Here is a 21235-nt window from a genome sequence, read left to right as displayed (position 1 = left end):
CTCCCCCGTGCCCCATGGTTGACGCGCGTCACACGGCTCTTCCCACAGCTCTTCACGTTCGGCAGTGGCTCACCTCACCACCGGCCTGGAGGTCGCATGCTCAGACGCACGGCACGACTCGTCGCCGCACTTGTCATGATCCTGTCCGGCGCGTTCGCCGGTACCGTCGCCACGGCGGGCACCGCGCACGCCGACGGCTGTTACACCTGGACCCGCACCCTCACCCAGGGCGCCTCGGGCGCCGACGTCACCCAACTCCAGATCCGGCTCGGCGGTTACGCGGGCTACGGCGCCGCCCTGGCCGTCGACGGCAGCTTCGGGCCCGCCACCGAGGCCGCCCTCAAGCGCTTCCAGTCGGCCTACGGCCTGTCCGCGGACGGCGTCGCCGGCACGAACACCTACAACAAGCTGTACGCCCTCCAGGACGACGACTGCACGCCGGTCCACTTCGCCTACAGCGAGCTGAACGACTGCAACTCCACCTGGTCCGGAGGCGCGGTCAGCGCCGCCACCGCCAAGTCCAACGCCCTGCGCACCATGTGGAAGCTGGAGGCGCTGCGGCACGCGCTCGGCGACCAGCCGATCACGGTCACCAGCGGTTTCCGGTCCTACGCCTGCAACGACGCCGTCGGCGGCGCGAGCGACAGCCGTCACCTCTACGGCGACGCGGCCGACCTGGGCGCCGGGCCGCACTCGCTGTGCACCCTGGCCAAGCAGGCCCGTTACCACGGCTTCCGGGGCATCCTCGGCCCCGGCTACCCGGGTCACAACGACCACACCCACGTCGACCACCGCGCGAGCCAGTACTGGTCGGCGTCCACCTGCGGCATCTGACCCACCCGCCCCGAGAGCGACACGCGCACGACGGAGCCGGGTGCCCCGCCACGCGGGGGACCCGGCCCGGTCACGCCTCCGGTGCCTCACTCACGGAACGCGTCCTTCACCTTCTCCTTCGCCTGGCGCAGGTCGCCCTTGGACTTCTTCGTCCGGCCCTCGGTCGCCGTGCTCTCGTCGCCGACCGCGCGGCCGGTGGCCTCCTTGACCTTCCCCTTGGCCTGCTCCATCTTCGCCTTGGCCTTCTGATCGCGCGCCACGTTCGCTCACTCCCTGCGGCAAGGTTCGCTTTCCGGATCGACGCCCGAGTGACCCCGTCGCCGGGCGCCAAACGCGGGTCGGCCGGTACGCCCGCCGCCGTCGGCGTCCGCCCTCCTCCGGCCGCCGTCAGATCGTCCGGGGCCGCAGCGGACGTACCGCAGGACCCTGCAGCACGCTGCCGTCGGGTGCGAAGCGGGAGCCGTGGCAGGGGCATTCCCAGGCGCCCTCGGCCCGGTTGAAGGCGACCAGGCAGCCCATGTGGGTGCACCGCGCGGCGACCGCGTGGAGCTGCCCGCTCTCGTCACGGTGGACCGCCACGTGCCGGCCGCCGACCAGGACGACGACGCCCTCGCCCGGCGCGAGGTCGTCGACCGGTGTACGGCCGCCGTGCGGCAGCGAGGTCAGCCGGTCGCCCACGAAGTGCCGGGCGACCTTGGCCTGGTGCTTCAGGAACTGTCCGCTCTCACGTACGACGGAGGCGATCCGGCGCGGGTCGTACAGGCCGCTCCACGGGTTGTCGCGTCCGGTGATCTGGTCGCACAGGAGCCGGCCCGCCATGATTCCGCCGGTCATCCCCCAGCCGCCGAAGCCGGTGGCCACGTAGACGTGGTGGGCGGCGGGGTGCAGGGGTCCGACGAGCGGTACGGAGTCGGTGGAGTCGTTGTCCTGGGTGGCCCACCGGTGGGTGATCCGCAGTTCGCCGAAGTGGCGCGCAGCCCAGCCGGTGAGCGTGGCGAACCGCTCTTCCACGTCCCGTCCGGTGCCCGGGGTGAAGTGCTCGCCGGTGATGATGAGCAGCCGCCGGCCGTCCTCGTACGGCGCGGTGCGCACCGACCGGGTCCGGTGCTCGGGTGTGATGTACATGCCGTCGGGGGCGTCGGACGCGTCCACCGGGGCGGCGACGACCAGTTCCCGGCGCGGGGAGAGCCGTGTGAAGAGCAGGGCCCGGTCGAAGACGGGGTAGTGCGTGGCGACGACGACGTCCCGGGCGGTGATCCGCACGCCCCGGTCCGTGGTCAGCACACAGGGTTCCCCCTCGCTGAGCCCCACCACGCGCGTGCCCTCGTACAGCTGCCCGCCGCCGCGGCGGATGCCGTCGGCGAGCGCCAGGAGGTATTTGCGGGGATGGAACTGCGCCTGCTCGGAGACCCGGACCGCGCCCGCGACGGGGAACGGCAGACCGGTCTCCGTCACGAACTCGGCCGGCAGACCCGCCGCCCGCGCGGCCTCCGCCTCGGCCCGCAGCTCGGGGACCCGGTGGCGGCCCTGCACGAACGTGTACGAGGCGGTGTCCTCCCAGTCGCAGTCGACACCCAGCTCATGGGCGATCTCCGCGGCCCGGCGGATCGCCTCCGTCTGCGAGCGGGCGTACAGCCGCGCCCCCTCCTCGCCACGGCTGCGGCGCAGCCGGTCGTAGATGAGGGTGTGCTGCGCGCTGAGCTTCGCCGTCGTGTGCCCGGTGACGCCCGCCGCGATCCGGTCCGCCTCCAGGACCGCGACCCGGCGTCCGCGCCGCACCAGCTCCCACGCCGTGCTCAGCCCGGCCACCCCGGCGCCGACGACCGCGACGTCGACCGTGAGATCGCCCTCCGGCGCGGGGGCCGGATCACCGGGCGGCAGCGTCTGGAGCCAGTACGACCCGAGGATGCCCGCCTGTTCGCTCATGAGCGCCGAGTTCCCGCGCGGCGGGCGATCACACGGGGTGGCCGGGGGGGGGCGGGGCAGGGGGGGTGTCGCGGGGGGCGGCACGGGGGCGCCGTCGGGGCGGTGTTGCGGGGGCGCGGCGAAGCAGTGGCGGGAGGGCGAGGGCGCGGGGCGCGGGGCGCGTGGGTGGGCCCAGAAAGGGCGGCCAGGACGGCGGCACGGGGCGTGGGGCAGAAAGCGCGTCTCGGACGGCGACACGGGACGCGGTACAGGGTGCGGGATCACGCGGGCGCCGCAGGGTGTGCGGCACCGGGAGCGTCGGGACGATGTCGCAGGGCGCGGCACTGCGAGCGCCGGGACGTCGTCACAGGAGCGCGGCACAGACAGCGCGGCGAGGACCCAGTCGCGGGTGCGCGGCGCAGACAAGGCCGGGACGACCGCACCACCGGGGGCGCGGCAATGCGAGCGCCAGGACGTCGTCACAGGAGCACGGCACAGACAGCGCGACAACCCAGTCGCGGGTGCGCAGCACGAGGAGCACCAACCAGGACGACGGCACCGCCGGGGGCCGCAACGCAGGGCGCCCGGCCCAGAGAGCGCCGCGCGCACGGCCGGAACGGCGCCGCGCGGACGCAGCACGGGGAACAGGGTCACGGCAGCACCGCCGCAGGACGCGGCACACAGCACCCGGCCAAGAAGGCGCCGCGCGCACGGCCAGAAACGTGCCGCGCGAGCGCGGTCAGCCCCGCGTCGCCGGTTCCGCGAGGGTGCGCAGTTCGTCGAGTATGCGCCCGGCGTGGCGGACCCGGTCCGTGTGGTCCTCGTCCGGGAGGCCGGCGCCCTCTTCGAGCAGGCGGACGGCGAGGGCGCCGGCCTGGTCTCCGGGGATGTGCCCGGTGCTCGTCACGCCGAGTCGGGCCAGGCGGAGCCGGTTCTCCAGCCCCTCCTGGCGGTTGCGGCGGAACAACCCGCGCCGGGGGAACCAGGGGCGCTGCCGCGACCCGCGCAGCAGCCGGCGGGTCTCACCGTCCAGCCCGAAGGGGAAGAACCACGTCTCGTCGTCTCGGCCCGGCGTGTCCATGCCGATGGGATACCAGAGCCGGCCCCCGGCGAAGCGAAGGACGCGGTCCCTACGCGCGCCGCAGTCGCCAGACGTTGTCCTCGCGGAAGCCTTCGACGCCGTCCGGGGAGTTGTGCGGCCTGCGGACGGCGTCGGCGGTGACCACGGTCCACTCCTTCTCGGGCAGGGCGAGTTCGCCGAGGAGGCCGTCCAGCGTCGGGAAGTCGGCCTCGAAGGGCGGCTCGTGCTGCCAGCTCGGCCAGCTGCCGTGCAGGCCGATCAGCAGCGTGCCCCCGGGTGCGACGGACGCGGCGGCGCGGCGCAGGATCCGGTACAGGTCGAGTTCGACCGGGGACTGCAGGAACTGCGCACTGACCAGGTCGAAGGTGCCGTCGGGGAAGCTCACGCCCAACTCGTGGCGCTCCCAGGCGATTCGCTCGTCGACGCCGGCCTCGGCGGCGTGCCGGGCGGCGCGCTCCAGGGCCGTGGCGGAGATGTCGACACCGGTGACCCGCCAGCCGCGGGAGGCCAGCCACACCGCGTCCGCGCCCTCTCCGCAGCCCAGGTCGAGCGCGGCACCGGGGGACAGTTCGCTCGCCTCCCGCACCAGCAGGGGGTTCGGGCGGCCGCTCCAGATGCGGTCGCCGTTGCGGTAGAAGCCCTCCCAGAAGTCGGCGGGGCGGTCCGTCGCGGGGGTGTGGGTCATGATGCGTCCTCCTGTGTCGGTGCGGCCTGTTGTGCCGGGCGGGGCCCTGTCGTGCCGAGTGCGGCCTGTCGTGCCGAGTGCGGCCGGAAGCCGTCGAGTCGAGCCGTCGAGTCGAGCCGTCCCGGGCGCGGCCCGCACCCCCGAGCCTGGACCGGCCCCGGACATGCGGCAAACATCTTTGCCGATTCGGCAACAGGAGGACCTGGCACGGCCGGTCGTACGCTGGTGGCCGTGCGTGAAGTGGACGGAGAGTACGAGCCGGCGGACGTGGCGGCGCGGTGCACCGGCCGCGCGGTGACCGGGACGCGCGCGGTGTCCGGGGCGCTCGCCGAGGCCGCCCTCGACGACGGCCGCGTGGTGATCGTGAAGCGGCAGGACGCGCCGGGCGGCGCGCGGTCGGAGGCGGCGGGCCTGCGGTGGCTCGCGGAGGCGGGCGCGGTGCGGGTGCCCGCCGTGCACGGGCACGACGGGCGGTGGCTGGTCGTCGACCGGGTGCCGGACGGGCCGCCCGCAGCGGACGCGGCGGCCCGGTTCGGCCGGGAACTGGCCGCGCTGCACGCCGCCGGCGCGCCCGCTTTCGGGGCGCCGCCGCCTGGCGGGCCCGAGGAGGCCGCCATCGGGGCGGCGCCGATGCGCAACGTCCCCGGCGCCGACTGGGCGCGCTGGTACGCCGAGCACCGGGTGCTGCCGTATCTGCGCAGCGCCGTGGACGACGGCACTCTGCGCTCCGGCGAGGCCGGGGTGTTCGAGCGGGTCTGCGAGCAGCTGCCCGGTCTGGCGGGGCCGGACGAGCCGCCCGCGCGGCTGCACGGCGACCTGTGGAACGGCAACGTCCTGTGGGGCGCCGACGGGCGGGTCTGGCTCATCGACCCGGCCGCGCACGGCGGGCATCGCGAGACCGACCTGGCCATGCTGCGGCTCTTCGGCTGCCCGCATCTCGAGCGGATCCTCGACGGCTACCAGGATGCGACCCCGCTCGCCGACGGCTGGCGGGACCGGGTCGCCCTGCACCAGCTCTTCCCGCTGCTCGTCCATGTGGTGCTGTTCGGGCGGTCGTACGCCGACCAGGCGGTCCGGGCCGCCCGCACCGCCCTCTCCGGCTGAGCGCGGGCACCGGCCGGCCACCCCGGCGGCCGTTGTCGGTGGCCTCGGATACAGTGGCGCGCCTGAACGTGAGAGGGGACGGGAACGTGCTGGTCGGGGTGGGGAGAACGGGGCGTGCCATGGCCGTGGCCGCCGTCGGTGTCATGGTGTTGACGGGGTGTGGGGAGGCCGCCGAGCCGGACGGCACGGCGTCGCCGGGCGCGTCGGCCGGTTCGTCCTCGGACAAGGACCCCGCGGTCGCGAAGCGCGGCGGCAGCATAGGCGCCGCCGGCTCCGCCTGCGAACTGCCCGTCACCTTCGACATCGCGGAGGACTGGACGGCGGAGGCGATCGACGCGGCGGAGGCCGCGGCCAAGGTCGACGAACTGGAGGCCGAGAGCTCGGCCGACCCGGACGACCTGGGCAAGGAGGTGGCCGCCGAGCTCGCCGACTCGATGCTGCGGCAGGGCCCGGTCACCGCCGCCTGCGAGGTGGACGCCAAGCCCGCCGGGAACATCGGCTTCCTCCGCGTCTGGACCGGCGAGCCGGGCGACGACGACGCCCGGACCGTCCTGGAGGGCTTCGTGACCGCGGAGGCGAGTGACGTGGTCAGCCTCGACAAGCAGCGGTACAGCGCCTTCCGGTCGGGCGACGTCGACGGCGTCGAGGTGGCATACCTCCGGACCAGCGAGATCCTTGAGGAGTCGAGCAAGGAGCGCGCGCTCGCCGTCGTCACGCCGGACGGACCGGTCGTCCTGGCCCTGGGCGGGCTGGACGACGAGGAGCACGAGGCGATGCTGCCCGCGTTCGAACTAGCCAAGCGGACCCTGCGCGTCCCCTGAGCCGTGGGGACGGCCGGGCGGCGGGGGCGCACGCCCGCGTGCGGTGGGCGGCCGTCCTGTCGCATCCTTGCTGTGTCGCCGCGCGACGGCGCGCAGGGACGGGGTAGGACCGATGACTGGGAGCGGCGGGGTCCGCAGCGGGACCCATGGACGGCTGACCGCGCTGCTCACCGACGCCGCGATCCAGGCGATCGACGCCGTCGGGGCCCGCGCCGCCGGGGTGTACGTACGGTCCGGGTCGCCCCGGGTGCTGCGGCTCGCGGCCCTCGCGGGACTGCCGGGGGCGCTGTACCGGCCCTGGTGGCGGGTGCACGCGGACCGGCGCTTCCCGGTCACCGACGCCTACCGGCTGGGCCTTCAGGTGGTGTTGCCGAACGCCACCGAGACGATGCGCCGCTACCCCCAGTTCGCGGCGGCCCTGCCGTTCCCCATCGGGTCCGTCTGCGTGCCGGTCGCCGGGGCGGCCGGCCCGTTCGGCGTGCTGACCGCGCTGCGGCCCGCCGTGCCGGACGCCGCGGAGCTGCTGCCCGCGCGGGACCGGCTGGCCGGGCTGGCCGACGAGCTCGGTGCCGCGGTACGTCTGCTGGAGGCCGACGGCACGGCCCTCACGTGGGACGAGGACCCGGTGTGCGTACCGCCCCCGGCGACCGGTCCGGCGACGCTGCGGGTCGGCCGGTTCTCCTGGGACCCGGTGGCGGACGTGGTCACCGCCGACGACACCCTGCTGACGCTGCTCGGCCTGTCCCCCGGCGAGCTGCCGGGCGGTGTCCGCCATCTCGTGCGGACCCTGGCCGCGGACGACGCGCGGCGGGTGCTGAGGCTGCTGCGGGAGACCGCCGACCGGGGTTCCCGTCCGGCCGCGCCGCTGCATGTGCGGACCGCCGAGGGCACCGCGCTGCGGGTGGAGCTGTGGATGCCGTCCGGCGTGGACGGCGCCGTCGTCGACGCGGGCTCGGTGGCCGACACGGCGGCCGACCTGCTGCCGCAGGGGCTGTTCTCGCTGGACCGCCTGGGCCGGATCGTGCACGCCAACCCGCGCGCCGCCGAGCTGCTGGGCGAGCCGCGGGCCCGGTTCCTCGGGCGCCCCCTCTGGGAGGGCGTGCCGTGGCTCGGCCAGCCCGCCTTCGAGGACCATCTGCGGGCGGCCCTGCTCGCCCCCGAACCGGTGCACTTCCACGTCCGCAGGCCGCCGCTCGAGGAACGGGAGAACGCCGCCCGCCGGCACCCGCCGGGCGAGCTGTCGCCGTCGTACGACGGTGACTGGCTGTCCGTCTCCGTGCATCCCGGCCCCGATGTGCTGACCTGCGCCGTGGCGCTCTCGACGGGCCCGGAGACCGCCGCGGTGCCGGCCGCCGAGCCGCCCGTGCAGGAGGTTCCCGAGGTCGCGGCGGCCGCGGCCTCCCCGGTGTACCGGCCGATCGTGCTCGCGCTGGCGCTCACCGAGGCGGTCACCGCCCGGCAGGTGTCCGCGGTGGTCATGCAGGAGCTGCTGCCCGCCTTCGGCGGCCGTCGGCTCGCGATCTACCTGCTCCAGGACCGGCATCTCTATCTGGCCTGGGAGACCGGCTTCCCGCCGGGGTTCCTGGCGCCGTTCCAGGGGGTCGGCCTCGACGCCCGGCTTCCGGGAGTGGAGACGCTGACCACCGGCCAGCCCCTGTTCTTCGACTCGATGCAGCAGCTGGCGGCGGCCTATCCCGGCATCCCGCTGGACGCGGCGGAGGGCTCCCGCGCCTTCCTGCCGCTGATCGCCTCGGGGCGGCCGGTCGGATCCTGCATCCTGGGCTTCGACCGGGCCCGCAGCTTCGGCACCGAGGAGCGCACCGTGCTGACCGCGCTCGCCGGGGTGATCGCGCACGCGATGGAGAAGGCGCAGCGCTACGAGACGGAGGCCGCGCTGGCCCGGGGCCTGCAGCGGGCCCTCCTCCCCCGCCGGCTGTCGGTGCACCCCCGGGTGGACGCCGCGGGCCGGTATCTGCCGGGCACGCAGGGGATGGACGTCGGCGGGGACTGGTACGACGTGGTGGCGTCCGGTGACGGCGTGTCGCTGGTCATCGGCGACGTCCAGGGACACGGGGTGCAGGCGGCGGCCACCATGGGGCAGCTGCGCAGCGCGGTGCGGGCCTTCGCGCTGGACGACCGGCCGCCCGACGAGGTGCTGAGCGGCACGAACCGGCTGCTGATCGACCTGGACCCGGGCCAGTTCGCGTCCTGCTGCTACGTGCGGCTGGACCCGCTGACGGGCGTCGCCCGGTTCGTACGGGCGGGCCATCCGCCGCCGCTGCTGCGTCACCCGGACGGCCGCACCCAAGTGCTGGACGTGCCGGGCGGGGTGGTGCTCGGGGTGGACACGCACGCCGACTACCCGGTGTCGGAGCTGCCGATGGCGCCCGGCGCGCTGCTGGCGCTGTACACGGACGGACTCGTCGAACGGCCGGGGGGCGACATCGACGACGGCATCGGCGCGCTGCGGCTGGCACTGGCCGAGGCCGGCGCTCCGCCGCCGCAGCCGGGCGGCCGCTGGCTGGCGGAGGTCGCCGACCGGCTCACCACGACCGCCCGGCACGCCGTCGACCGGCCGGACGACATCGCGCTGCTGCTCGCGTTCCGGCGCGGCGCGCCCGGCGAGGCGCCGTGAACGCGGCCCGGACGGACGCCGCCCCTGGTGACGCCCTCGCCTCGCCGGGCCGGGGAGTGTAGACAGAGCACATGGTCCGACATTTGGGTCGCTCCCGGTCTCGGTCCACCGGACCGCCGGGCACCGTGCGTCCCCACCGCGTGCCGCGGGCGTTCGCGGAGGGCGAGCCGGGGGCGCGGCGGGGCCCGGACGGGCGGGGTCCGGGAGCCGGGCTGCGCTCGGTGCTGAGCGGGCGCAGTGTCGCCGGGCAGGTCTTCGTGCTCCAGGTCGTCGTCGTGCTGGTGCTGGTCGCCGCCGCGGTGACGGCGCTGGTGCTGCAAGCGCGCTACGACAGCACCCAGGAGGCCCGGAACCGGTCGCTGTCCGTCGCCGAGACCTTCGCCAACGCGCCGGGCACCCGGGCGGCGTTGAACAGCCGGGATCCGACGGCCATCCTCCAGCCGCAGGCGGAGGCGACACGCGAGGCGACGGGCGTCGACTTCATCGTCGTCATGAACACCGACGGCATCCGCTACACCCATCCCCTCCCCGACCGCATCGGCAAGCGGTTCGTCGGCACCATCGAGCCCGCCCTGCGCGGCAAGTCGGTGACCGAGGAGGTCGAGGGCACGATAGGGCACCTGGTGCAGGCGGTGGTGCCGGTCGAGGCACCCGACGGGACGGTGGTCGGGCTGGTGTCCGCCGGGATCACCACCGAGCACGTGGGCGGCGCCGCCGACCGGCAGCTGCCGCTGGTGCTGGTCGCCGCGGCCGCGGGGCTGGCGGTGGCCACGGCGGGGACCGCGCTGGTGAGCCGGCGGCTGCTGCGGCAGACCCACGGGCTGGGGCCGCGCGAGATGACCCGCATGTACGAGCACCACGACGCCGTGCTGCACGCCGTCCGGGAGGGAGTGCTCATCGTCGACGGCGACGGCGCGCTGCTGCTCGCCAACGACGAGGCGCGCCGGCTGCTGGACCTGCCGGACGACGCGGAGGGGCGGCATGTGCGGGAGCTGGGGCTCGATCCGGCCACCTCGGAGCTGCTGTCCTCCCGCCGGGTCGCCACGGACGAGGTGCGGCTGGTGAAGGACCGGCTGCTGGCGATCAACCAGCGGCCCACGGACCTGGAGGGCGGCCCGCCCGGCAGTGTGGCGACGCTGCGCGACTCCACCGAGCTGCGCGCCCTGTCGGGCCGGGCGGAGGTGGCGCGGGAACGGCTCGACATGCTGTACGCGGCCGGGGTGGGCATCGGCACGAGCCTGGACGTGACCCGTACGGCTCAGGAGCTGACGGAGCTGGCGGTGCCGCGGTTCGCGGACTTCGTGACCGTCGACCTGTTCGACGCGGTGCTCGCCGGTGAGCAGCCGGAGGCCGGCCCGGATCTGCGGCGTACGGCCTTCGGGGGGATCCGGGACGACGCGCCGCTGTACCCGGTGGGGCAGCGGATCCGGTTCGTCGCCTCCTCGCCGCAGACGCGGAGCCTGCGCGCCGGGCAGGCGATCCTGGAGCCCCGGCTGAACAAGGCGCCGGGCTGGCAGGCGCAGGACCTGGAGCGCACCGCGCAGGTGCTGGAGTACGGCATCCACTCGCTGATCACCGCGCCGCTGCGGGCCGGTTCGCTGATCCTGGGTCTGGCCAACTTCTGGCGGGCGCGCAAGCCGGAGCCGTTCGACGCGGAGGATCTGGCGCTCGCGGAGGAGCTGGTCGCGCGGGCCGCCGTCTCCATAGACAACGCGCGCCGCTACACGCGCGAGCACACCATGGCGGTGACCCTGCAGCGCAGTCTGCTGCCGCGCAGGCTGCCCGAGCAGAGCGCGCTCGACGTCGCCTACCGGTATCTGCCCGCGCAGGCCGGGGTCGGCGGTGACTGGTTCGACGTGCTGCCGCTGCCGGGCGCCCGGGTGGCGCTGGTGGTCGGTGACGTCGTCGGGCACGGGCTGCACGCGGCGGCCACCATGGGCCGGCTGCGGACCGCCGTCCACAACTTCTCGACGCTGGACCTGGCGCCGGACGAGCTGCTGACGCTGCTGGACGAGATGGTCACCCGGATCGACCAGCACGAGTCCGAGGAGGGCGGCAGCGCCCCGGTGACGGGCGCGACCTGTCTGTACGCGATTTACGACCCGGTCTCGCGGCGCTGCGCGATCGCCCGCGCGGGGCACCCGCCGCCCGCCGTGGTGCGGCCGGACGGCTCGGTGGAGTTCCCCGACGTGCCCGCCGGTCCCCCGCTCGGCCTGGGCGGCCTGCCGTTCGAGACGGCCGATCTGGAGCTGGCGGAGAACAGCCGGCTGGTGCTGTACACGGACGGGCTGGTCGAGGACCGGGGACGGGACATCGACGTCGGTCTCGAACTGCTGCGCGACGCGCTGGAGCGGGCGGGGCCGTCGCCGGAGGACACCTGCCGGGCCGTCGTGGACACCCGGCTGTCGGCCCGGCCCAGCGACGACATCGCGCTGATCGTGGCCCGTACCCACGCGCTGGGCCCGGACCGGGTCGCCTCCTGGGACGTGCCGTGCGATCCGGCGGCGGTGGCGCGGGTGCGGTCCTCGGTCACCCGGCGGCTGGCGGAGTGGGGGCTGGAGGAGCTGGCGTTCACCACGGAGCTGGTGCTCAGCGAACTGGTCACCAACGCCATCCGGTACGGCGGCGCGCCGATCCGGGTACGGGTGATGCGCGACCGCAGCCTGATCTGCGAGGTGTTCGACAGCAGCAGCACGGCGCCGCATCTGCGGTACGCGGCGATGACGGACGAGGGCGGTCGCGGGCTGTTCCTCGTCGCCCAGCTCGCCGAACGCTGGGGCACCCGCTATCTGCCCGGCGGCAAGGTGATCTGGGCGGAGCAGCCGCTGCCCTGAGCCGTTGGCCGGGCCGCGCTGTCAGCGCATCTCCAACCAGTACAGGGCCAGCCCCGTGACCAGCAGGAACAGCAGCCACACCCCGGCCGCGGCGACCGGTCCGCCGAGCAGGTGGCCGTAGCCGACGGCGGGAATGGTGGCGATCACGGAGGTCAAGGCGAGGGCGCTCCACGAGCCGAACGCGCCGGGCAGCTCGCGTGCGCCGCGGCGCAGCACGACCACGCCCGTCCCGGTGCCGTACAGGCCGGCCGCGAGCAGGGCGAGGGCGAGGGCCGTGGCGTACTCGGAGAGCTCGCGGGGCGCGCCCGTGGTGTCCTGGCGCACGCCCTGCCGGGCGATGCCGGTCGCCTCGCCCCGCCAGATCGTCACGTCGACCCGGAAGCCGGGGCGCAGCTCCGTCAGCAGCGGCTCCGGGTCCTCGAGCGTGACCTCGGCGGGCACCGGGCGGGGGCCGTCGAGCCGGAGCACGTGCCTGCCGTCGGCGCTCCGGGTGTCCCGGACGGTCGCCGCGACGGTACGCAGGCAGTCGGTGCCGGCGCCGTCGCACGGCTCGGCGGCGCGGAACTCCCGCGAGGCGTCCGCGGCGCGTGTCACTTCCACCATCCGGAACGCGCCGGTCGCCAGCAGGGCGATACCCACGAGCAGGGCGCCGACCGCCCACGCACGCCGTCGCCGCAGTCGGGCGCGGCGCCCCAGTTCCACCGAGCTCACCCCGGTGCGGCGCCTGCGCTCGGCCTCCAGCCGGGAACGGCGTGCGGCCCGCACCCGGGCTTCGCGCCTGCGGATCTCCCGCCTGCGCTCCCCACCTCCCGGCGTCCGCTGTGATCCGGTCATCGCCCCGACTCCCCCCGTCGTGACCGCAGAGACCCGCGGAGCCCCCGCGGAGCCCCTGCCGCGTCCCTCTTGAGGGTCTATGAGGGCACGAAGGGAGACGTTCCGGCTACCCGCGCGCGGCCGCCGGGGACAGCGCGAGGCCCGGCCCCCGGGCGTCGCCCGGGGGCCGGGCCTGGTGGACGAGTGCCCGTCAGCCTTCGCTCAGCCGGGCCCGCAGCAGTTCCTTGCCCAGCTCGGCGCCCTTGCGGCTGTCCGACTGGGCCTTGCGGAACAGCTCCGCGACCTCGGTGTCCTTGGCGCGCTCCGCGTCCTGGATGTAGCTCTCCAGGCGCAGCGCGTTGCTGAGGCACGCCTCCACGTACCAGATGAGGTTGTAGTCCTTGTCCGCGGTGCCGGTCACGTCGCCGGTCTCGGTGCTGCTGGTCACTCGGGCCTCCTCCTTCGTCCGGTGAATGTCTCGCGATTGTCGCTGCGAGCCGGGTACCCGCCTCGCCCGGGGACACACCAGGACAAACCACTCAACAAGATCGCCGATCCGGCGAGTGACACGGCATGCGTGAAGGGCCGATTCCGGCTGGTGCGGCTTCGCCGTGACGACCTGGACGCGTTGTTCCCCGGCCTGCTCGACTCCGTACCGAACGGAGCTCGCCACACACCCGGCCGTGGAAGGCTGAGGGGCGCGGGCCTGAGGCCCTGTCACGCGATCAGGCGGTCGCTTCCGCGGAGGCGCGACCGGTCCCCCGTTCCGGTCGCGCCGTCCCGGTGTCTGGAAACCTACGTGCCGGGCGGAGCGGTTGGGAACCGCGTCGGTGCCCGCTTCGGCGGGCGGAGGACTCACCCGTGCACAGGTGAGTCCGGATTGTCGCCGTCTGCCGTGTGCAGGGCGGGCACGGGCAGGTCGCCGAGCGCCAGATGGGCGAGGACGACGTCGTACAGGTCGCTGCCCCCGGCGAGGAGCTGGCGTTCCAGTACGGGTTCGGCGGCGCGGACGTGCTCGCGGACGGTCTGCGCGTGGACGCCCAGGTGCTGGGCGGCGCGTTCGGCGTTGCCGCCGGCGGCGATCCAGGCGCGCAGGGTGCGGCGCAGCGCGCGGCCGTCCGTGTCGAGCCGGGCCAGCAGGACGCTCGCCCAGCTCCGCACCGCCGGCCCGGCCAGCAGGTCGCCGAGCCGGGTCCGGCCCGCGCCGGCGTGTCCGTCGGGGCCGTCGCCGAGGCCGGCCTGGGTGTTGAGGGCGAGGTGGACGGCGGCCCGTACGGCGAGGTCGGAGAAGTCGGTGCGCAGCAGGCCCTCCACGCGTTCCATGCGGGCGCGGACGGTGTTGCGGCTGACGCCGAGCACCTTCGCCGTGCTGACGGCGGTGAACTCCAGGCCCAGCCGGGTGGTGGCGAGGAGTTCGGCGCGCGCGTGGTGGGCGAGACGGTCCAGGGGCGTCAGCACGGCGAGGGTCCAGTCGCGCAGCGCCTCCGGGTCCATCAGGCGTTCGGGGTGGGTGCGTTCGGCGTAGACGGCGGCCCGGTCGGACCGGAAGTGCGCGACGGCGAGGGCGCTGACCGCCTGCCCGTAGGCCGCGGCGGTCTGGGCGAGCGACTGCCGGGCGCTGCCGCCGAGGTAGGTGTCGGGGCGGCCGTCGATCAGCGACCGCAGCGCGGCCGCGGCCGGGTCGCCCGGGGTGACGACGATGACGTGGCCGTCCACGGCGGGACAACGCACCACGAGGGCCCGCTCCTCGGTCGCGGCCAGGCACGCCTCGGCGAGCCGGTCCCGCTGTTCGGGGCGGCACTCGGCGACGTAGACGCAGGCCGTGTCGGTGTCGAGGAGGCCGGGCCAGAGTCCGGCGGCGCCCGGCGGGCGGAGACGGTGTCCTCGACCATGAGGAGTTGCAGGATCGCCAGCCGCAGGTCGGAGGCGGCGCGTTGCAGCCGGTGTCCGGCGACGGTGGTCTCGTGGGCGCGCAGCAGCAGTTCGAGGACCCCGGCGGTGTGCGTGACGATGTCGGCGGTACGCCGGTCGAAGGGCATGGCGCGGGCGACGGTGAGGACGGCCGCCACCGCGGGCGGCGGCAGGGCCACCCGGATCAGCCGCAGATGGCGTCCCCGGTCCTCCAGGGCGGCGGAGGCGATCCGGCCGGCCGCGATGTCCGCGACGAGCGCCGGGTCCGCCGGGGGGACCGGCCGCCCGGCGAGCGGGGTCCCGGTGCCGTCGTGCAGGCAGACGTCGGCCGCCGCGGTCTCCGCGAGCCAGTCGACGACCCGGCGGGGGTCGCGACCGGTGGGCCGCAGATGGTCCAGGAGTTCTTCCGCCCAGGTCGGTGCGGCGGTGTGTGCCGCGGTGCCCATGACGGCCTCGTGTGCCCGGCCGGCCATGTCGGCTTCTCCTCGTTCCTCGTGCTGCCTCGGCTGGTTCGTCGGGACGTTACCCCACCGGCGGCGGCCGCACGGCGGGGCGGCGGCGCCCGGATCCGCCGGGGCGCCGCCGCCTTACGTCAACGTGCCGGTGCGGTACGGCAGTTCAGTGCCGGGACGGCTTTCCGCCGGTGCGGAGACCGAGTGCGGCGAGAGCCGCGCCGACGAGGCACAGGACGCCCGTGACCACGACGGCCGCGTGCACGCCGTTCATGAAGGCCGCGCCGCTGCCCTCGACGACGGCCGCCCGCAGCCGCTCGGGCATGTCGCCGGAGACCGGGGCGACGCCCATCGCGACCGCGTCCTCGGCCTCCTGGAGCCGTTCGGCGAGCGCGGCCGGCACCCCGGCGCCGGTGAGTTCGCCGCGCAGGGTCCCGCCGGCCTTGGCGCTGATCACCGAGACCAGCACCGACGTGCCGAGGGCGCCGCCGATCTGCAGGGTGGTGGCCTGCAGCCCGCCCGCCACTCCCCCGTCCTGGACCGGCGCGTTGCCGACGATGGCGTCGGAGGAGGCGGACAGCACCATGCCGACACCGAGGCCGAGCGCGATGAACGGCGGCCACATGGTGGCGTACGAGGAGTCGGTGGACCAGGTCAGCATGCCGAAGCAGCAGGCGGCCTGGAGGACCATGCCGAGCGGCATGGTGAAGCGGGCGCCCAGCCGCTGGGTGAGCGCGGCGCCCAGCGGGGACGCGACCAGCGAGGCCAGGCTGAGCGGCAGGGTGCGGACGCCGGCCTCGACGGGGCTGCAGCCGCGCACGTTCTGCAGGTACAGCATGATGAAGAAGATCGCGCCCAGCATCACGAAGAAGTTCAGCGCGGTGACGACCGCGCCGACCGTGAGGGCGCGGCTGCGGAACAGGCTCATCGGCAGCAGCGGGTGCTCGATCCGGGTCTCGTACCAGCCGAAGACGAGCAGGATCAGCACACCGGCGAGGACGGCGCCCCAGGTGCCGGCCGAGGTCCAGCCCCAGGTCTCGCCCTTGACCACGCCGAAGACGACGGCGAGCAGGCCGAGGGCGAGCAGGACGACGCCGGGCACGTCGAACCGGTGGTGTCCGGTGGAGGTCCTGGACTGCGGCAGGACCAGCGCGCTGAAGAGGAACGCGACGACTCCGATCGGCGCGTTGCTGTAGAACACGGACTCCCAGCTGACGTGTTCGACCAGCAGGCCGCCGACGATGGGGCCGAGGGCGGTGGAGACGGCGGAGACCATCGCCCAGATGCCGACCGCCATGCCGAACCGGCGCGGCGGGAACACGGCGCGTAGCAGGCCGAGGGTGTTGGGCATCAGCAGACCGCCGAAGAAGCCCTGCAGGGCACGGAAGACGACGACGCCCTCGATGGAGCCGGCCAGGCCGATGGCGACGGAGGCGACGGTGAACCCGGCGACACCGACGAGGTAGTAGGTGCGGCGGCCGAAGCGGTCGCCGAGCTTGCCGCCGAGGATGAGGGTGGCGGCGAGGGCCAGCAGGTAGGAGTTGGTCACCCACTGCAGTTCGGCGGTGGAGGCGTCGAGGTCGCGGCCGATCCCGGGGTTGGCGATCGCCACGACGGACGCGTCGAGCTGGACCATGAACAGGCCGAACGCGACGGCGCACAGGGTGAGCCAGGGGTTGGACCGCAGCCGGCTGGCGGCGGTGGGACGCGGCGGACGCGGACTCGGGCGCGGGCGCGGACTCGGGCACGCCGGAGGGATCCACGGCGGTGGAGGGCATGGGAAAGCCTTGTCTGTGCGGGAGTGTCTACAGCGGGAGGAAGGGGAACGGCCCAGCCACGGACAGGGCGCAACCAGGCCTCACCGCCGTATGGACGCACGATCGCGCCCGGGTACGGCGGTTGAGATCCACGAACGCGGCGCGGAGCCGTCGGCCCGACGCGGCGGCGCTCATGCCCTCCCGGTCGTCGGCGGGAGGGCGGCCGTCAGCGGGTCGCGGTGGGTGCGGAGTGGAGGTGACGGGCCAGCGACTTGAGCGCGCCCGTGGCGGAACCGAGGGCGTCCATCTCGCCGTCGGTGAGGGCGGCCAGCGCCTCGCCGAGGTGGGCCTCCTCGAGCGCGCGGACCTCGGCGAGGCGGCGCCGGGAGGTCGCGGTGAGGTGGAGGTGGGCGACGCGCTTGTCGGCGCTGTCCTGCCGGCGCTCCAGCAGCTGCTGCTCGGTCATCTGGGAGACCAGCGCGCTGACGTTGTTCGGCTTCATCAGCAGGGCCTCGGCGGCCTCGCGGACGGTGCAGCCCTCCTGCTGCGCGACGAAGCGCAGCAGCATCAGCTGCCCCTCCGGCGGCTTCGGGTGGGGGAAGTCCCCGGCGATCCGCCGGTCCAGCGCCCGGTACAGCACGGGCAGGCAGGCCGCGAGCTCGGAGGCTACGCGGGCGGTGCGCTGCGCGGGTGCGCCGGTGTCGGACATGACGTCCAGGATAGGTATCGAGGCATACCTACGTCAAAGGCCGTTCAGTCCGCCCCTCGCCGCCCTGCAACGGGATCAGCGGTGCGCCGACCAGCAGCAGCTCGTCCAGCATCCTCTTCGCGGAGGCGTCGACCAGCTCACCGCCGCGGAAGGCGCCGTCCTCGTCGACGTACCGGTCGGCCGACGGGATCGAGACCGTGTCCGTGACGGGCACCATCCGCAGCGCGCCGGTGACCTGCCTGAGCCGCTGCACGGCACGCGGACCCGCCGAGACACCGCCGTACGCCACGAGGCTCACCGCCTTGTACCACCACTCCCGGTCGAGGCGGTCGAGGGCGTCCCGCAGAGCGGCCGGGCAGCCGTCGTCCTCCTCGGGGGTGACCAGGACGAAGGCGTGGGCGCGCCGCACGCGGGCGCTCCACCGCCGGGGGTGTTCGAGGAGCGGCGGGCCGGCCTCGGCCAGGTCGACGACGTCGACGTCGACGTCGAAGTCGCCGTGGGCGCGGGCCGCTTCGGCGATCCAGCCGCCCACCGCGGCACCGACCCGGGAGGGGCGGCTGTCGGCGACGATGATCTGCAGGACGGGCTTGAACATCTTGGACATGAGGACTCCGTATCTGTGGCTGTCTTTGTCTTCCCGTATCTGTGTCTGTCCACGGAATGTCCGTCGGACCGTCCGATGGACACCCCATGGATTCCCATGGATGTGGTAGCAGAGCCCCGGCGGCGCGGTGTCCGGCGCCTCGCCACGCACCCCGGACTCCGCGCGGCCGACCGAGCGGGGCATAAGCTCAGCGGATGGCGAAGTACTACGACGTGCACCCCGAGAACCCCCAGCCGCGCGCCGTCGCGCAGATCGCGGACAGCCTCCGTTCGGGTGCGCTCATCGCGTATCCCACGGACTCCTGTTACGCGCTGGGCTGCCGGATCGGCAGCCGGGACGGCGTGGACCGGATCCGCTCCATCCGCCGGCTGGACGACCGGCACCACTTCACGCTGGTGTGCCAGGATTTCGCACAGCTCGGCCAGTTCGTACGGGTGGACAAGGACGTCTTCCGGACCGTCAAGGCGTCCACGCCCGGCAGCTACACCTTCATCCTCCCCGCGACGAAGGAGGTGCCGCGCGCTCTGATGCACCCGAAGAAGAAGACGGTCGGGGTACGCATCCCGGACCACGTGGTGACCCAGGCGATCCTCGCGGAGCTCGGTGAACCGCTGCTGTCGAGCACCCTGCTGCTGCCCGACGAGGACGAGCCGCTGACGCAGGGCTGGGAGATCAAGGACCGGCTCGACCACGCGGTGGACGCGGTGGTGGACTCCGGCGACTGCGGCACCGAACCGACCACGGTCATCGACCTGTCGGGCGGCGACGTGGAGATCGTCCGGCGCGGAGCGGGTGACACCGACCGGTTCGAGTAGCGCCGGGGCGGCGACGGCGCCCGGCGTCCCGCCTGCCACGATGGCCGGACCCGGCCGACCTGCCGGGCATGACTTCGTCGAGCCGTACAGAGAGGCGGCCGCAACCCATGACCGCCGTACAGGGAACCGCCGTCGACGTCCGCACCGAGGACGGCGCCGCCGACGCCTGTCTCGTCCACCCGGAGGGCGGCGGCCCGCACCCGGCGGTGCTCCTCTACATGGACGCCTTCGGGCCGCGTCCGGGGCTGCGGTCGCTCGCCGACCGGCTGGCCGCGGCCGGGTACACGGTGCTGCTGCCCAACGTGCTGTACCGCAACGGGCCGGCACCGGTGGTGGAACTGCCCGAGTTCATCGACGACGAGGCGCGCGGGAGGCTCTTCCGGCACCTCGGACCGCTCGTGCACGCCCTCACGCCCGACGACGCCATGCGGGACGCGGACGCCTATCTGAGGTACCTCGCCGACTGCCCGGCGGCGGCGGACGGCCCGGTCGCCCTGGTCGGCTACTGCATGGGCGCCCGGCTCGCCCTGTACACGGCGGGCACCTATCCGGACCGGGTCGCGGCGGCGGCCGGGTTCCACGGCGCGCGGCTGGCCACGGACACGCCGGACAGCGCGCACCTCCTCGCCGGACGCATCACCGCCGAGCTGTACTTCGGGCACGCCGACAACGACCCCGCCCTGCCGCCGGAGGAGGTCGAGCGTCTGGAGAAGGCGCTGACCGAGGCCGGTGTGCGGCACCGCTGCGAGGTCTACCCGGGCGCGGAGCACGGTTTCACGCAGGCCGACACGTCCGCGTACCAGGAGGAGGGCGACCGGCGGCACTGGGCGGCGGTGCTGGATCTCCTGGGCCGTACCTTCTGACGCCTCCTCACTCTCCCGATCCGTCCGGCCACGCCGCGCTTATTGACATGAGCGCGGCGCGGCGCCACATTGAGAGCGCTCTCAAGACTGGTACGGACCAACTCCCACCAGGTCCGGTCCGTGCCGGAATCCCCCCACGGCGCTCCCCACGGCGCTCCCCACACGGAGGTGAAGCGTGCTCACCCACCTCAGGCACACCCGTTTACCGGCCCTGGCCGCCGCCGCGGCGCTGCTCGGCGCCCTGCTCACCCTCGGTTCGCCGCCGGCCGCCGAGGCCGCGGTGCCCGCCACGATCCCACTGAAGATCACCAACAACTCCGGCCGCGGCGACCAGATCCACGTCTACGTCCTCGGCACCTCGCTGACCACGGGTCAGCAGGGCTGGGCGGACGCCGGCGGCACCTTCCACCCCTGGCCGGCCGGCAGCGTCCCGCCCGTTCCCGCGCCGGACGCCTCCATCCCCGGGCCGGCCGCGGGCCAGTCGACCACGATCCGGATCCCCAAGCTGTCCGGCCGGATCTACTTCTCCTACGGCCGCAAGCTCGACTTCCGGCTCGCCACCGGCGGCCTGGTGCAGCCCGCCGTGCAGAACCCGAGCGACCCCAACCACGACATCCTCTTCAACTGGTCCGAGTACACGCTGAACGACTCCGGGCTGTGGCTCAACAGCACCCAGGTCGACATGTTCTCCGCGCCGTACTCGGTCGGGGTGCAGCGCGCCGACGGCAGCACGGCGAGCACCGGGCGGCTCAAGTCAGGCGGCTACAACGGGGTGTTCGCGGCACTGCGGGCCCAGTCCGGCGGCTGGGGCGGGCTGGTGCAGACGCGGTCCGACGGAACCGTGCTGCGCGCGCTCTCCCCGGCGCACGGGGTCGGCACCGGAAAGATCCCGGCGTCCGTGATGGACGACTACATCAACCGCGTATGGCAGAAGTACGCGACGACGACGCTGACCGTCACGCCGTTCGCGGACCGGCCGCAGACCAAGTACCAGGGCCGGGTGTCGGGCGGTGTGCTGCGCTTCACCAACAGCGCGGGGGCGGTCGTGACCAGCTTCCAGAAGCCGGACGCCGACAGCGTCTTCGGCTGCCACAAGCTCCTCGACGCACCCAACGACGAGGTCCGCGGACCGATCTCGCGGACGCTGTGCGCGGGCTTCAACCGGTCCACCCTGCTCACCAACCCGAACCAGCCGGACACGTCGTCGGCCGCGTTCTACAAGGACGGGGTGACCAACCACTACGCGCGGATCATCCATGAGCGGATGGCCGACGGGAAGGCGTACGCGTTCGCCTTCGACGACGTCGGGCACCACGAGTCGCTGGTCCACGACGGCGATCCGCGCCAGGCGTATCTGACGCTGGATCCGTTCAGCTGACCAACTCGTCCGCGTACGGCGCGAGATGGGCGGC

16 protein-coding genes and 2 pseudogenes are annotated in these 21235 nt (G+C 74.3%); 8 read left to right on the top strand and 10 right to left on the bottom strand.

Annotation, left to right across the window (positions count from 1 at the left end; all coding sequences use genetic code 11):
* Positions 1-96 precede the first annotated feature (96 nt).
* Positions 97-834 (top strand): D-Ala-D-Ala carboxypeptidase family metallohydrolase, encoded by a 738-nt coding sequence (locus AMK31_RS30140; protein ID WP_073943850.1) that lies wholly within the window; start codon positions 97-99, stop codon positions 832-834.
* Positions 835-920: 86 nt separating this feature from the next.
* Here AMK31_RS30140 and AMK31_RS30135 read toward each other — a convergent pair whose 3' ends face one another.
* From AMK31_RS30135 to AMK31_RS30120, 4 genes are all read right to left on the bottom strand, one after another.
* The gene (locus AMK31_RS30135; protein ID WP_073943849.1) at positions 921-1094 is read right to left on the bottom strand and encodes a CsbD family protein; all 174 of its coding nucleotides are present in this window, start codon (positions 1092-1094) and stop codon (positions 921-923) included.
* Positions 1095-1221: 127 nt separating this feature from the next.
* The gene (locus AMK31_RS30130) at positions 1222-2760 is read right to left on the bottom strand and encodes an FAD-dependent oxidoreductase (RefSeq protein WP_073943848.1); all 1539 of its coding nucleotides are present in this window, start codon (positions 2758-2760) and stop codon (positions 1222-1224) included.
* Positions 2761-3478: 718 nt separating this feature from the next.
* Positions 3479-3820, bottom strand: a complete 342-nt coding sequence (locus tag AMK31_RS30125) for a hypothetical protein (RefSeq protein WP_073943847.1) — start codon at positions 3818-3820, stop codon at positions 3479-3481.
* A gap of 49 nt (positions 3821-3869) precedes the next feature.
* Positions 3870-4505, bottom strand: coding sequence for a class I SAM-dependent methyltransferase (locus AMK31_RS30120; protein WP_073943846.1), 636 nt, complete (start codon positions 4503-4505; stop codon positions 3870-3872).
* Positions 4506-4730: 225 nt separating this feature from the next.
* Between AMK31_RS30120 and AMK31_RS30115 the strand changes: the two genes are divergently transcribed.
* The 4 genes from AMK31_RS30115 (at position 4731) to AMK31_RS30100 (ending at position 11899) form a co-directional block, all read left to right on the top strand.
* Positions 4731-5609, top strand: coding sequence for a fructosamine kinase family protein (locus AMK31_RS30115; protein ID WP_385312669.1), 879 nt, complete (start codon positions 4731-4733; stop codon positions 5607-5609).
* Between the two features lie 119 nt (positions 5610-5728).
* Positions 5729-6430, top strand: coding sequence for a lipoprotein (locus tag AMK31_RS30110; RefSeq protein WP_198948594.1), 702 nt, complete (start codon positions 5729-5731; stop codon positions 6428-6430).
* A gap of 112 nt (positions 6431-6542) precedes the next feature.
* A complete protein-coding gene (locus tag AMK31_RS30105; protein ID WP_073943844.1) occupies positions 6543-9065 on the top strand; it encodes a SpoIIE family protein phosphatase in 2523 nt (840 codons plus the stop codon).
* A 71-nt stretch (positions 9066-9136) separates the two neighbouring features.
* A complete protein-coding gene (locus AMK31_RS30100; RefSeq protein WP_079186986.1) occupies positions 9137-11899 on the top strand; it encodes a SpoIIE family protein phosphatase/ATP-binding protein in 2763 nt (920 codons plus the stop codon).
* Between the two features lie 21 nt (positions 11900-11920).
* On the opposite strand, the gene AMK31_RS30095 is transcribed toward AMK31_RS30100, so the two are convergent.
* From AMK31_RS30095 to AMK31_RS30065, 6 genes and pseudogenes are all read right to left on the bottom strand, one after another.
* Positions 11921-12733 (bottom strand): hypothetical protein, encoded by an 813-nt coding sequence (locus tag AMK31_RS30095; RefSeq protein ID WP_143204270.1) that lies wholly within the window; start codon positions 12731-12733, stop codon positions 11921-11923.
* Between the two features lie 190 nt (positions 12734-12923).
* A complete protein-coding gene (locus tag AMK31_RS30090; protein ID WP_073943841.1) occupies positions 12924-13160 on the bottom strand; it encodes a hypothetical protein in 237 nt (78 codons plus the stop codon).
* A gap of 407 nt (positions 13161-13567) precedes the next feature.
* Positions 13568-15096, bottom strand: a pseudogene (locus AMK31_RS30080) (helix-turn-helix domain-containing protein).
* Positions 15097-15241: 145 nt separating this feature from the next.
* A pseudogene (locus AMK31_RS30075) lies at positions 15242-16853 on the bottom strand (DHA2 family efflux MFS transporter permease subunit).
* A 205-nt stretch (positions 16854-17058) separates the two neighbouring features.
* Entirely contained in the window at positions 17059-17541 is a 483-nt protein-coding gene (locus AMK31_RS30070; RefSeq protein ID WP_073943839.1) for a MarR family winged helix-turn-helix transcriptional regulator, read from the bottom strand.
* 28 nt (positions 17542-17569) lie between these two features.
* The gene (locus tag AMK31_RS30065; RefSeq protein WP_073943838.1) at positions 17570-18145 is read right to left on the bottom strand and encodes an NADPH-dependent FMN reductase; all 576 of its coding nucleotides are present in this window, start codon (positions 18143-18145) and stop codon (positions 17570-17572) included.
* Between the two features lie 194 nt (positions 18146-18339).
* On the opposite strand from AMK31_RS30065, the gene AMK31_RS30060 reads away from it, so the two are divergent.
* The 3 genes from AMK31_RS30060 to AMK31_RS30050 all read left to right on the top strand — a co-directional run bounded on the left by AMK31_RS30060 (position 18340) and on the right by AMK31_RS30050 (position 21201).
* On the top strand, positions 18340-18960 hold the full coding sequence (locus AMK31_RS30060) for an L-threonylcarbamoyladenylate synthase (RefSeq protein WP_073943837.1): 621 nt from the start codon (positions 18340-18342) through the stop codon (positions 18958-18960).
* 107 nt (positions 18961-19067) lie between these two features.
* Positions 19068-19823, top strand: a complete 756-nt coding sequence (locus AMK31_RS30055) for a dienelactone hydrolase family protein (RefSeq protein WP_073943836.1) — start codon at positions 19068-19070, stop codon at positions 19821-19823.
* A 175-nt stretch (positions 19824-19998) separates the two neighbouring features.
* Entirely contained in the window at positions 19999-21201 is a 1203-nt protein-coding gene (locus AMK31_RS30050; RefSeq protein ID WP_107468766.1) for a glycoside hydrolase family 64 protein, read from the top strand.
* The last annotated feature ends 34 nt before the right edge of the window (positions 21202-21235 follow it).

The sequence above is a fragment of the Streptomyces sp. TSRI0107 genome (assembly GCF_001905845.1).
Classification (GTDB): domain Bacteria; phylum Actinomycetota; class Actinomycetes; order Streptomycetales; family Streptomycetaceae; genus Streptomyces.
Note: the sequence above shows the minus strand (reverse complement) of the source record. Positions and strands in the feature narration are given on the sequence as shown.

Coding starts and splice junctions, on each gene's coding strand:
- AMK31_RS30110 (WP_198948594.1), top strand. CDS start 5,729: ATGGCCGTGGCCGCCGTCGGTGTCATGGTGTTGACGGGGTGTGGGGAG.
- AMK31_RS30125 (WP_073943847.1), bottom strand. CDS start 3,820: ATGGACACGCCGGGCCGAGACGACGAGACGTGGTTCTTCCCCTTCGGG.
- AMK31_RS30140 (WP_073943850.1), top strand. CDS start 97: ATGCTCAGACGCACGGCACGACTCGTCGCCGCACTTGTCATGATCCTG.
- AMK31_RS30070 (WP_073943839.1), bottom strand. CDS start 17,541: ATGTCCGACACCGGCGCACCCGCGCAGCGCACCGCCCGCGTAGCCTCC.
- AMK31_RS30095 (WP_143204270.1), bottom strand. CDS start 12,733: ATGACCGGATCACAGCGGACGCCGGGAGGTGGGGAGCGCAGGCGGGAG.
- AMK31_RS30130 (WP_073943848.1), bottom strand. CDS start 2,760: ATGAGCGAACAGGCGGGCATCCTCGGGTCGTACTGGCTCCAGACGCTG.
- AMK31_RS30100 (WP_079186986.1), top strand. CDS start 9,137: ATGGTCCGACATTTGGGTCGCTCCCGGTCTCGGTCCACCGGACCGCCG.
- AMK31_RS30105 (WP_073943844.1), top strand. CDS start 6,543: ATGACTGGGAGCGGCGGGGTCCGCAGCGGGACCCATGGACGGCTGACC.
- AMK31_RS30120 (WP_073943846.1), bottom strand. CDS start 4,505: ATGACCCACACCCCCGCGACGGACCGCCCCGCCGACTTCTGGGAGGGC.
- AMK31_RS30055 (WP_073943836.1), top strand. CDS start 19,068: ATGACCGCCGTACAGGGAACCGCCGTCGACGTCCGCACCGAGGACGGC.
- AMK31_RS30060 (WP_073943837.1), top strand. CDS start 18,340: ATGGCGAAGTACTACGACGTGCACCCCGAGAACCCCCAGCCGCGCGCC.
- AMK31_RS30065 (WP_073943838.1), bottom strand. CDS start 18,145: ATGTCCAAGATGTTCAAGCCCGTCCTGCAGATCATCGTCGCCGACAGC.